Annotated in this window: 15 protein-coding genes and 1 pseudogene; 15 read left to right on the plus strand and 1 reads right to left on the minus strand. The window is 29.1% G+C overall.

Features of this window, described 5'->3' with window-relative positions; all coding sequences use genetic code 4:
* The first annotated feature begins 2 nt into the window (after positions 1–2).
* The 10 genes from secY (at position 3) to I5Q57_RS06525 (ending at position 6,195) form a co-directional block, all read left to right on the plus strand.
* Complete coding sequence (gene secY / locus I5Q57_RS06480) at positions 3–1,376, plus strand: preprotein translocase subunit SecY (protein ID WP_246534682.1); 1,374 nt, start codon at positions 3–5, stop codon at positions 1,374–1,376.
* A gap of 18 nt (positions 1,377–1,394) precedes the next feature.
* The gene (locus I5Q57_RS06485) at positions 1,395–2,036 is read left to right on the plus strand and encodes an adenylate kinase (RefSeq protein WP_215825762.1); all 642 of its coding nucleotides are present in this window, start codon (positions 1,395–1,397) and stop codon (positions 2,034–2,036) included.
* A gap of 5 nt (positions 2,037–2,041) precedes the next feature.
* Positions 2,042–2,812: a type I methionyl aminopeptidase gene (gene map / locus I5Q57_RS06490; protein WP_215825763.1), complete on the plus strand. Its 771-nt coding sequence runs from the start codon at positions 2,042–2,044 to the stop codon at positions 2,810–2,812.
* Positions 2,813–3,046 carry a translation initiation factor IF-1 gene (gene infA / locus I5Q57_RS06495; RefSeq protein ID WP_215825764.1) on the plus strand — a complete coding sequence of 78 codons (234 nt, stop codon included), beginning with the start codon at positions 2,813–2,815 and terminating at the stop codon, positions 3,044–3,046.
* 26 nt (positions 3,047–3,072) lie between these two features.
* The gene (gene rpmJ / locus I5Q57_RS06500) at positions 3,073–3,186 is read left to right on the plus strand and encodes a 50S ribosomal protein L36 (protein WP_215825765.1); all 114 of its coding nucleotides are present in this window, start codon (positions 3,073–3,075) and stop codon (positions 3,184–3,186) included.
* 16 nt (positions 3,187–3,202) lie between these two features.
* Positions 3,203–3,571 (plus strand): 30S ribosomal protein S13, encoded by a 369-nt coding sequence (gene rpsM, locus I5Q57_RS06505; protein ID WP_215825766.1) that lies wholly within the window; start codon positions 3,203–3,205, stop codon positions 3,569–3,571.
* 20 nt (positions 3,572–3,591) lie between these two features.
* Positions 3,592–3,981, plus strand: coding sequence for a 30S ribosomal protein S11 (gene rpsK, locus I5Q57_RS06510; RefSeq protein WP_215825767.1), 390 nt, complete (start codon positions 3,592–3,594; stop codon positions 3,979–3,981).
* A gap of 3 nt (positions 3,982–3,984) precedes the next feature.
* Positions 3,985–4,935 (plus strand): DNA-directed RNA polymerase subunit alpha, encoded by a 951-nt coding sequence (locus tag I5Q57_RS06515; RefSeq protein WP_215825768.1) that lies wholly within the window; start codon positions 3,985–3,987, stop codon positions 4,933–4,935.
* 17 nt (positions 4,936–4,952) lie between these two features.
* A complete protein-coding gene (gene rplQ, locus I5Q57_RS06520; RefSeq protein ID WP_215825769.1) occupies positions 4,953–5,312 on the plus strand; it encodes a 50S ribosomal protein L17 in 360 nt (119 codons plus the stop codon).
* 100 nt (positions 5,313–5,412) lie between these two features.
* Positions 5,413–6,195, plus strand: coding sequence for a hypothetical protein (locus I5Q57_RS06525; RefSeq protein ID WP_215825770.1), 783 nt, complete (start codon positions 5,413–5,415; stop codon positions 6,193–6,195).
* Between the two features lie 402 nt (positions 6,196–6,597).
* Here the strand turns inward: I5Q57_RS06525 and I5Q57_RS06530 are convergent.
* Positions 6,598–7,706, minus strand: a pseudogene (locus I5Q57_RS06530) (IS3 family transposase).
* Between the two features lie 54 nt (positions 7,707–7,760).
* Here I5Q57_RS06530 and I5Q57_RS06535 point away from each other — a divergent pair.
* The 5 genes from I5Q57_RS06535 (at position 7,761) to trxB (ending at position 12,119) form a co-directional block, all read left to right on the plus strand.
* Complete coding sequence (locus I5Q57_RS06535; protein WP_215825771.1) at positions 7,761–8,405, plus strand: hypothetical protein; 645 nt, start codon at positions 7,761–7,763, stop codon at positions 8,403–8,405.
* 13 nt (positions 8,406–8,418) lie between these two features.
* Positions 8,419–8,811, plus strand: a complete 393-nt coding sequence (locus I5Q57_RS06540) for a hypothetical protein (protein ID WP_215825772.1) — start codon at positions 8,419–8,421, stop codon at positions 8,809–8,811.
* Between the two features lie 196 nt (positions 8,812–9,007).
* Complete coding sequence (gene hprK, locus I5Q57_RS06545; protein ID WP_215825773.1) at positions 9,008–9,940, plus strand: HPr(Ser) kinase/phosphatase; 933 nt, start codon at positions 9,008–9,010, stop codon at positions 9,938–9,940.
* A 27-nt stretch (positions 9,941–9,967) separates the two neighbouring features.
* Positions 9,968–11,191, plus strand: coding sequence for a prolipoprotein diacylglyceryl transferase (locus tag I5Q57_RS06550; RefSeq protein WP_215825774.1), 1,224 nt, complete (start codon positions 9,968–9,970; stop codon positions 11,189–11,191).
* Positions 11,175–12,119, plus strand: a complete 945-nt coding sequence (gene trxB, locus I5Q57_RS06555) for a thioredoxin-disulfide reductase (RefSeq protein WP_215825775.1) — start codon at positions 11,175–11,177, stop codon at positions 12,117–12,119. Before I5Q57_RS06550 ends, trxB begins: the two co-directional genes overlap by 17 nt.
* Positions 12,120–12,125: the final 6 nt, after the last annotated feature.

Genomic DNA, 12,125 nt, shown 5'->3' on the forward strand with positions numbered 1-12,125 from the left:
TAGTGATAACAACCATTAAAAGATTTTATCGTAATAATAAAGATATTTTATTAAAATTAGCTTTTACATTATTGGTTTTATTTATTATTCGTTTGGGAGCATTAATTACTGTTCCAGGGGTTAATATAAATAAAAACCTTAATGAATCTAACAAGGATTCAAGAGAATTTTTTAATTTGATTGCAATGTTAGGCGGAGGCTCTATTGACCGATTCTCACTTTTCGCTTTAGGGTTATCACCCTACATTACTGCTTCTATTATTGTCCAATTATTATCTACTGATTTAGTTCCAGGATTATCTCGTTGAGCCAAATCAGGAGAAAAAGGGAAACGAAAATTAGATACATTAACTAAATGATTAACATTGCCATTTGGCATTATGCAAGGTTTTGCGACAATTATGACCTTAGCACAACAAAAAATTATTAGTCTTAAATGGCAAGAAGCAGATGCTGGAAATATTGCTATGTCGGCAGTGTTTTATTATATTTTGGTACCAACATTGCTTTTGGGAGGGACATTCTTAATTCTTTGACTAGCTGATCAAATTACAATTCGTGGAATTGGTAATGGTGTTTCTTTAGTTATTTTTGCAGGAATTGCTTCTAGTTTACAATTTAATATTGCTAAAACTTTTCAATTTTGAGTTGGTGGTCAAAGTGAAGCAATAGTTGTTTTTAGTGGATTTTTAAAGTTTTTACTTTATATGGTTGGCTTTCTTTTAGTAATTTTAATGGTTGTATTCTTTGCTGAATCAGAAAGAAGAATTCCGATTCAACAGACGGGAAGTGGATTAGCGTTAAAAAGTGAAAAAGCACCGTATTTGCCGTTAAAAATTAATTCGGCTGGTGTTATTCCCGTGATTTTTGCTTCAGCAATTATAACAGCGCCTTTAACAATTGCCCAAATTGTTAAAGCTAATAATCCCGAAGGAACAAGGTTTACTAATTTTACTGAGACTTATTTGGCATTAGATTCATGGTCAGGAATGAGCATTTTTGCGATTTTAATTATTCTCTTTACTTTCTTATATTCTCAAGTACAAATTAATCCTGAACAAATGGCAGAGAATTTTCAAAAGAATGGCACATTTATTCCTGGAATTCAACCAGGAAAAGAAACTGAGAAATATATTAAATCAACTTTAAATCGTTTAAGTGTTGTTGGTAGTATCTTTTTAGCTTTTGTTGCGATATTGCCAACATTAATTTCTAAATTAACAAATTTACCGCCAATGTTAGCAATTGGTGGAACAGGAGTTATTATTATGGTTGGTGTTGCAATTGAAGTTATTCGTCAAGTTCAAGGACATTTGACGCAACAATCTTATATTCAATTTAAAAGGGATGAAAATCAAAGTAAAAATATATGATAAAAGAGAGTGATATTTAAAATGAATTTAATCTTTTTAGGAGCACCCGGAAGCGGTAAAGGAACTCAGTCACAAAAGTTATGTGAGGCATACCGTTTGATACATTTATCAACAGGAGATATTATTCGTCAAGCGATAAGAAATAATTCACCATTGGGATTGAAAACTAAAGAATATTTAGATGTAGGAAAATTAGTACCCGATGAACAAGTCATTAATCTTGTGCGAGAAACCATTGATAATTTAAGCGAAGACTTTATTCTTGATGGTTTTCCAAGAACGCTTAAACAAGCGCATGCGTTGCAAGAGATTTTAGAAAAAAAAGAACAACAAATTGATTTTGTTATTTATTTAGAAGCTGACTTAGAACATTTAATTGATCGGATTATTAATCGCTTAGTTTGTCCGACTTGTAATCGAACATATAACAAATTAGTTAATAAACCTAAAATTGCGATGCAATGTGATGATGATGGTGCATCATTAATTCAGCGCGATGATGATACGAAAGAAAAAGCTAAAATTAGAATTAAAACTTATTTGAATGAGACTTTACCTTTAGTAGAGTATTATCAAGAAGAAAACTTATTACATGTTGTTGATGCTAATCAGTCAAGTAAATTAGTATTTAATGGTATTAAAAGTATTTTAGATAGTGTGTAAAATAAATGGTTATTGTTAAAAATGAGTTGGAAATTAAAGCAATGCGTGCTGCGGGAAAAGTAGTTGCTAAAATGTTAGCTGAAGTTAAAAAGGCAATTATTCCCGGAATAAAAAAACGCGACCTTGATATAATAGCAACAAGAGTGTTAAAAGAAAATAATGCTAAAACAGCGTTTAAAGGTTATTATGGTTTTCCTAATCATATTTGTGTTTCTATTAACAATGAATTAATTCATGGAATTGCTAATAATCAAATTATTAAGACAGGTGATTTAGTATCAATTGATGCTGGTGCTGTTGTTGATGGATACTTTGCGGATGCGGCGATTACTGTTGGTGTTGGTCAAATTAAAGCGGAATATCAAAAGTTAATTACTGTAACGGAAGAAGCCTTAAATAAGGCAATAGCAATTATTGCTCCAGGTGTTAGAATTGGTTCTATTGGCGCAACAATTCAACAATTTGTTGAGCAACAAGGGTATCATTTACCAAAAAATTATATGGGACATGGGATTGGTAAACAATTACATGAAGAACCATATGTTCCTAATTATGGTAAATATGACTATGGCTTAAAACTAGTGGCAGGAATAACAATTTGTATTGAACCAATGGTACAAATTGGTACTGACGAAACTAGAGTTTTAAGTGATAATTGAACAGTTGTGTCCCTTGATGGTACATATTCAGCTCATTTTGAACATACAATTCTAGTAACCGCAAAAGGATATGAAGTTTTAACTGCTAATCCACACTCAATGGAAGAAGGGAATTAAATGGCCACCAAAGAAAAAGAAAATAAAAATATTATTGAAGCGGAAGGGATTGTTATTGAATGTTTACCTAATACTGAGTTTAAGGTAAGATTAGAAAACAATGTGGTTATTTTAGCTCACGTTTCTGGTAAAATTCGCATGAATTTCATTAGGATTTTACCAGGTGATAAAGTAATTATTGAACTCTCTCCATATGATTTAAAACGTGGGCGGATTACTTATCGTCATAAGTAAAAAAATAGTAAAAGGAGAAAAATTAAATGAAAGTAAGATCATCAGTTAAAAAAATTTGTGATAAATGTCAAATAATTAATAGAAAAAAATGTGTGCGAGTAATTTGTAAAACTCCAAAGCACAAACAAAGACAAGGTTAAAAATAGGAGGTTAAATATGGCAAGAATTGCAGGAGTAGAAATCCCTAATGATAAAAGAGTTGTTGTTGCTTTAACATATGTTTATGGGATTGGCCTATCAAATGCTCAAAAGATTTTAAAACAATGTAGTATTGATGAAAATATTCGTGTTAAACAATTAACAGAAGAGCAACTAACAAATATTAGAGCAGAAATATCTAAAGATTATAAAGTAGAAGGTGAGTTACGACGCGAAATCCAATTAAATATTAAACGATTAATGGAAATTGGTTGTTATCGTGGTATTCGTCATCGTAAAGGTTTACCAGTTCATGGTCAATCTACTAAACAAAATGCCAGAACAAAAAGAGATCGCAGGCAAACGGTTGCTAATAAGAAAAAATAGTAAGAAGTGGAGATAACACGATGGCAAAAATAGAAAAAGTTGCAAAGAAAAGACAAAAAAAGAATATTTTAAAAGGAATCTCTCATGTTCATTCAACATTTAACAATACAATTGTAACAATGACTGATGAGTTAGGCAATGTTATTGCTTGATGTGCGGCTGGTGCAATTGGTTTTAAAGGAACAAAGAAATCAACCCCTTATGCTGCACAAATGGTAGCAGAACAAGTTGCTAAGGCATCAATGGAACATGGAATGAGAACGATTGAAGTTCAGTGTAAAGGACCCGGCCCTGGAAGAGATGCTGCTGTTAGAAGCTTACAAGCAGCCGGTTTGGAAATTACAAGTATTAAAGATGTAACACCAATTCCTCATAATGGATGTCGCCCCCCTAAAAGGCCAAGAGGTTAATAAATGAAACAATTTGTTAGACCAAATTTTAAATTACAAGCTGAAAGTACTAGTAAAAATTTCGGTTGTTTTATAGTAGAACCATTAGAAAGAGGATTTGGTAATACTATTGGTAACGCTTTACGAAGAACTTTATTAGCAGCAACACCGGGAGCTTCAATTTATGGTGTTGATATTAAAGGGGCTAGTCATGAGTTTTCAACAATTAAAGGGATTGTTGAAAATGTTGCTCAAATTATTTTAAATTTAAAAGGTATTATTTTAAAAATTGATAGTACTGTTTTTAAAGAAGAAGAAAGTGTCTCACTAAAAGTAGATGCTGGAGCTGGTGAAGTATTAGCTTCAATGATTGTTTGTCCGTTAGGAATTGAAATATTAAATGGTGATTATTTAATTGCTACTGTTGCTAAAGGTGGTAAATTAGAAATGACAATGTATGCTCAAAATTCTCGTGGTTATAAATCATTTGATGATAATAAACGCTTAATTACTAATATTGGAATTATTCCTATGGATTCTAATTATTCACCAATTGTTAATGTTAAATATAGTGTTGAACCAACTAAAGTGGGAAAAACTGCTGATTTAGAGCAATTAGTTTTAGAATTAACAACCGATGGTTCGGTTACTTCTGTAGAAGCAATTGCGATTGCTGCGAAGATTTTAATTGCTCATTTAGAATATTTTGTTAGTTTAAGTGAGCAAGCACAATCATTAGAAATTATTTCTATTTCTGAAAAACAAGAAACAGATGAATTAGAAAAACCGATTGAAGAATTAGACTTAACGGTGCGTTCATATAATTGTTTAAAACGAGCAGAAATTGTTATGATTGGTGATTTAACTGATAAAACAGAAAATGATATTTTAGCAACGAAAAATTTAGGAAGAAAATCCTTTAATGAAATTAAAGAGAAATTATTAGCATTAGGGCTAACTTTTAAACGAGAATAAAAGGAGGAACAGAGAATATGTCATTTATTCAAAAACGCGGTAAAAATACTAGCTGAAGACAAGGATTAATGCGTAATTTAGCAACAGAATTAGTTGTTCATGAAAGATTGCTTGTAACTGAAAAACGAGCTAAAGAATTAAGAAAAACAATTGATAAATTAATTACCTTAGCAAAAAGACAAGATTTGCATGCTAGAAGACAAGCATCAAGTATTTTAAGAAATATTGATGTTAATGAAACAGAAACAGTTTTACAAAAATTATTTACTGATATTGCTAAGCGATATAATGAAAGATCTGGGGGTTATACGAGACTTTTAAAAACTAATGACCGTAAAGGCGATAATGCCCCAATGGTTTATATTGAATTAGTTTAAATAATAAATCCGATTAATAACCTCAATAAATACTGAGGTTATTTTTTGTTATTGCAATATATGATAAAATATTGTCATAATTTTATTAAAGTAGAATAATATGCAATTAAAAACATTATTTTTAGAAATAAATATCGCTAGTAATATCCCCATAGGACTATTAATAGCATTAATAGTTTTTGGGATTTTAGTTGGAATTTTATTAATAACTTGACTGGCTACTTGAATATATTCATCAATTATTAGAAATACTAACAGTGCTGATTTAACAGGAAAAGAATTTGTTGATGCTTATTTAAAGAAGTTTGTTTTTGTTGGGAAAAAAGTTCAAAAAACTACTAGTTATGAAATTAAAAGTCAGTTTTTTCAATTAACGCCTTTTCATTACAAAAAGCAACAACCACATCATTTAATAGTTAAAATGTTACCTTGAACTTATCATCGTAGTAGTTTATATACTTTAGCTAAAGCTGGGGAAGTAGCATATTCTACTTCGCAAGGAAGAAAATTATTTCTTAGTTTTGGATGGTTGTTAGTTGTTAATTTAGCATTAGTGGTAACATCATTTTTTATTATTAATTTAGTTTTATTAATTCTTAATAGTCAAGCATTATTTGGTAATGATAATCCACATCAAGCAATAATTGTTATTGGTATCGTTGCTAGTATTTGTTTTATTTTAGCAATTAGTATTCCGATATATTTTTATATTCGGGCAATGCAACCCGTATATAAGTTTGCGCAATCATTGTTAACTGCTAATGAAGCTAAACTAATTAAATGAATTTATTTAGTTCGAATTTTATATTTAATTATTACGACAATTTATGAAACACTAAAAACCGTAGCAAATGTTATTGTTAAAATCCATGAAGGCACATAATAGTTTATTCTTTTGTTATTTTATTGCATAATAATTTTAGAGAAATTAATTAAGTAAAATCGAGCAGTTCGGGAATGTAATCTGCAATAAAAAAGTTTAATTTTGAAAATAGTTTTTTCTTATATTGATAATCAAAACTATTTTAATTAATTTTTTTAAATCAATTGAAAGGTAATGAAACATATGGATGAATAATAAAAAAGCAATAAATAAGTTAATAAAAATGTTAGGAGTTAGGAAGAATAAGGATGGTAGAAACAAATTTTGATAATAATGAAAATGAATAATAAAAAAGCAAAGTATTGAAAAACAAAGCAAGTTAAGAAAAGCATTAAAACTAATTAATCATAAAAGAAAAACTAAAAAAAACAAGTGGTATGGCAACCCTTTTTAGGACACTTTTTATGTAGACTGTCATTTTCTAAATTCAACAGGCGTTAAATAATTTAAACTGCCATGTAGTCTACGATTATTGTATCAATTAACAAAATCAAATAATTCGCATTTTAATTGTGTTAAATTTTCAAATTTTTTACCCTTGATAAATTATATTTTAAAGGTTTTGTAAGTTGTTTCAGCCACAGCATTGTCATAAGGACAACCATTCGCACTTAATGATCTTTTAATATTAAAGGTTATTAAAATTTCATCAATGATTTTATTTTTGAACTCATTACCACGATCAGTATGAAATAAAGTTATTTTATTTAATGGTCGTGTTATTTTATGAAAAGCTTGTTGAACTAGTTCAGCGGTTTTGTTTGGTCAGGCACTATAGCCAATTATTTCTGGATTAAACAAGTCAATTAATAAACAAATATAATGTCATTTTCCTCTAACTTGAACATATGTTAAATCACTAACAACAACTTCATTAGGTTTTTTGTTATTAAATTGACGATTTAAAACATTACTAATTTGGTCATTATTAACCATTGTTTTATTATTACGATATTTTAATTTGGTGTATTTAGAAACCAAATTATTTTTGATCATAAGGAATCTGATTTTTCGACGTGATAAGATAATATCTTTTCTCATTAAAACAGCTTTAATTTTACGAGCACCATAAATTTTACGACTTTTATTAAATGCACTGATAACTTCTTCTTCATAATTATTAACATCATACTTAACGCAATTATTAGTTTGATAACAATATGTTGATTTTGCTATTTTTAATATTTGACACATTTTTAGCACGGAATATTTTTCTTTATTATTGTTAATAATTCCTATTTTTTGCCAATTATCAGTTCTGCTTGCTTTAAAATGTCATTTTCCATTCGTAATTGTTGGTTTTCTTTTCGCAAGTAAATTAATTCATTTTCTTCGACAGTGCGATTATCTTGCACTTTAAATGACCCTAAATTATTAAAATTTTCAATTTACTGATATACGGCTGATTTTGAAATTCCGTATTCTTTAATAATTTCAACAATGCTTTTTCCGTTTTGATAAATCATGACAATTTGTTTTTTAAATTCATTTGAATATGAGTTTTTCTCCATTTTTATCGCCCTACTTTCTTAATAATTTTATTTTATTTGAAAGTCCACATAAATATGGTTCAACTTATTGTAACCTATCCAAGAGAAGATAATAAAGAAAAGATTAAACAAGCCCAAAATGCTTTAGATAGTCTATTATTAAAAGATATTAATGTTTCAGGTGCTTTCTATATTGGTCAAGAAATAAAAATTAGTGCTACTAAATTGCAAGAAGCAATTGCGGGATTGACAAATATTAATTTTACTAATTTGACAATTGCTTTTAAAAATACTGATAGTTATCAAGTAGTAGATTTAACAACTAAGTTTTTCAATTTGGATGTTGTTCTTACTGCTAAGGCAAAAGATACTAATGTAACGGTTGTTACCAATACAACAAAAAAAGTGAAAGTTAATTTTACAGCGATTGTTAATCCTGAACAAGCAAAAATTGATGCCGCGCAAAAGGCGTTAGATAAATTATTATTAAAAGACTTTTCATTGCAAATAAATACTTTAACAGAAGCTAATGTGATGAAGTTGATTAGTTTAGAGTTTAAAAGTCCTATTAGTGGTTTAGAAAGTAATGATTTTACTAATTTAACTATTGAATTGAAAGATAAGACAAAAATATTATCATATGCAGAAGCAAAAGAAAAATATGAAGCAGAGAGAACGACTGTTCCTGTTGATGTAATTGTTAAGGCTCATTCATGCTAAGGATAAAAATAAAATGGAAGTAACAAATGATAAATATACTGTTAAAGTTGATTTGGTGATTTTTATTGCACAAGAGGAACTTAATATTTCGTATCTTAAATTGGCTTTACAATTTTTAAATTTAAAAAAAATTACTTTAGCAGGTACTGTTGTTCGTGGTGAAGATGTTACTTTAAAAATTAAAGAAATTTTAAATGATGCGATTAAAGATGTTTATGATCCAACGACTTCAAAAGTTACTGCTAATTTACAAATCGCTTTGAAAGATGCGACGATTGTTTTAAAAATTCCTTTGACTGGTAATAGTGTGGAAATTGATGTAATTATTAGTGCTACTAATAAAAATGGTTTGGTTAATCGTGTGCCGATCGATGATAAAGTTATTGTTAATTTTACTGTTAAATAAATCAAAATTTTTATTTAACTTGTAATAAATGTCGTTAATGAATTTAATTTATAAAATATGAATGCATCTTAAAGTGATGCATTTTTAATTTAGGAGAATTTGATGTCCTAGTTATTTGGGTGTGTTCTTTATCAATTTTGTGATATTATATTTAATAGAAAACATTAAATTATATGAAATGATGGGTGATGTTATTATGAACAAAAAAGTATTAACTTTACGAGAAGTTGTGGAAAAATTTAATTTGTCGTTATTGTCTGGTGATGAACAAGTATTGGAACGAGAAATTGAAATCGGGGGCATTAATCGTGCGGGATTAGAATTAGCAGGTTTTATTTCTGATGAAACTAGTCGTAAACATCGGATTGTTTTATTAGGTGGTAAAGAGAATGAATACATTAATAAGTTACCAACATCAGAGCGCAAGGCTCGTTATGAGAAACTTATTAATCAAGATGTTCCAGCGATTTTTACTAGTATTCGTTTTAATGAGCCGGTATTAGTAGAATATGCTAAAGAAATAAATTTTCCTGTTATTGAGGCTAATTATTCTTCTAATGATTTTTATAATATTATTGTTAGTTACATTGATAATCGTTTAGCACCAATGGAAATGGTTCACGCGTCGTTAATTAATATTTATGGTTTGGGAGTTTTAATTAAAGGTGATAGTGGGATTGGAAAATCAGAAAATACTTTAGAATTAGTTAAAAAAGGACATTTGTTTGTCGGCGATGATGCGATTGTTTTGCAAAGATATGTTAATAAAGTTATTGGTCGTAGTGATGAAAAGTTAAAGCATCATATTGAAATTAGAGGCATTGGGATTTTAAATTTAACGAAGATGTATGGTTTAAGAACAACTTTGGAAGTTACTGATATTGATATTATTGTTAATTTAAAATTGGCTGATAGTGAGTACTTTGCTAATTTAAATCGTGTGCAAACAGAAATTGATAGAGAAGAAATTTTTGGTATTAAAATTCCAGCGATTACGATTCCTGTAACTTTAGGAAGAAATATTTCGGAATTAATTGAAGCAGCTGTTATTAATATTAAGTTGCATAATGAAGGTATAAATAGTTCTGAGTTATTTATTAACCGAATTGATAGTGAACTTAAAACATAAGAGAAAGGTTTAAGTGTAAAAGTAAAAATGATGAATATATATTCAAATTGAGTACCTAATGAAATTCCAGGGACTAATGGTATTTTAAGATTTTATCCGCTTTTTATTCTTTTAGGAATAATTGTTTCGATTTTAGCTTCTTGGATTAAATTAAAACGCCGCGAGATTCCAACTGAACCATTTGAATGAAGTATTTTTTTAACTGTTCCGAGTGCAATTTTTGGTTCTTCAATTATTGGAAAAATTAATAGTCCTATTATTGATCAGTATGGGTTTTGAGGTTATTTTATGATTTGAGAACCGGGATTAGCAGTTCATGGTGGTGTTATTGCTGGTGTTATTGTTGGTTATTTTTGATTTCGGCATTATTCTAAAAAATATGAAATATCGTTATGAATATTTGCTGATGCCATTATTCCAAATATTTTATTAGGGCAAGTTATTGGTCGTTGAGGTAATTTTTTTAATCATGAACTTTTAGGACAGATAACGACTTCATTAGATTGATTACCTAATTGATTATTAGAAAATTTAAGAAAAGCTAATGCGGACGGTAGTCCAGCCGAAGGAATTGGTATTGTTCGTCACCCTTTGTTTTTGTATGAATCATTAATTAATTTATTTTCTTGGGTACTAATTACTTTTGTTATTCTTAAGATTGGTATGTGAAATAGTGTTAAACCTTGAAAGAAATATCCTAAAAAATTTATTCCGCTTTGAGAAAAAGATGTGGAATTATTGGAAAGTGAAAAAAATTGGGCAACACCGTTTAAAAAAATTTATTATCGTCGTCTTTGAAAGTTAAATTGTTGAAATCAAGCTTATTTTGAACAAACTCCGAGTAAAACAAAAAAGTTAACGGTAGTAAGAAAATATCCAGAACCGCATTTAAAAGCTAATAATCCATTTTTTAGACTTATAGAACGATGATTTAAAAATCAATGAATAAGAATTAAACAATTATGAACTCAAGAGGCTAAACCTTTAGAAAAAAATGCTAATCCGGATAAATATTGAATGACGCGAGTTGGTGTTCAAACTGGAAGTTATGTAGTTATGTATAGTATGGTGCGAATTATTTTGGAAATGTTTCGTGATGAAAGTGATATTTTATTTCCTTATGATTATGTGGGTACTTATATATTTTTAGGGCTAGGTGTTATTACTGGAATTATTTTGATAATTTTTGCACAAGTTATTAGCGTTCGTAAATGAAGACAAATTAGGTGATTATATGAAAAACAATATTAATACTGATTATGATTTAATTATTATTGGTGCGGGTCCGGGCGGATTTACTAGTGCGATTTATGCATGTCGGGCAGAGTTGAAAGTACTTCTTATTAATGAAGGTCCTCCCGGAGGGAAAATGGTAAAAACTTATGATATTGAAAATTATCCGGGTTTTGATAAAATATTAGGACCTGACTTGTCATTAGCAATGGATAGGCAAGTTAGAAAATTAGGCGCTGAATATGAAGCTACTAAGGTAAAAAATATTGAAATTGCAACTGACGGTAATAATAAGATTATTACTGGTGAAAATGGTAAAACATGACTTACTAAAGCGGTTATTATTGCTACGGGAACAGTTGAAAATGAGTTATTGGTGGATGGCGCTAAGAGATTATATGGTCACGGAGTTTCTTACTGTGCGGTTTGTGATGGGGCATTTTTTCGCAATAAGGATATTGTTGTTGTTGGCGGGGGTGATTCTGCTATTGAAGAAGCGGTATATTTAACTAAGTTTGCTAGAAAGTTATATTTAGTGCATCACCGAAATGAATTTCGAGCTTCGAAAGGAGCATTAACAATCGCTAAAAATAATAATAAAATTGAATGATTGTTAAATTATGTTGTTAAAGAAGTTATTGGTAAAAATTCTCTTGAACAAGTTTTTATTGAACATAATGTGACAAAAGAGCAACAAGTAATTGATGCTAGTGCAATTTTTCCTTATATTGGTTCAACACCAATTTCTAATTTTGTTAAAGACTTAAAAATTTGTGATGAAAATGGTTATATTATTACTAATGAAATAATGCATACTAGTGTTTTGGGAATATTTGCGATTGGTGATGTTCGTCAGACATTTTTAAGACAAATTGCTACTGCTGTTGGTGATGGTGCGATTGCTGCTCAAGAAGCAATAAAATATTTAGATCAATTGAAATTGTAATTGATG

The sequence above is a fragment of the Spiroplasma endosymbiont of 'Nebria riversi' genome (assembly GCF_018831625.1).
In the GTDB taxonomy this organism is placed as follows: domain Bacteria; phylum Bacillota_I; class Bacilli_A; order Mycoplasmatales; family Nriv7; genus Nriv7.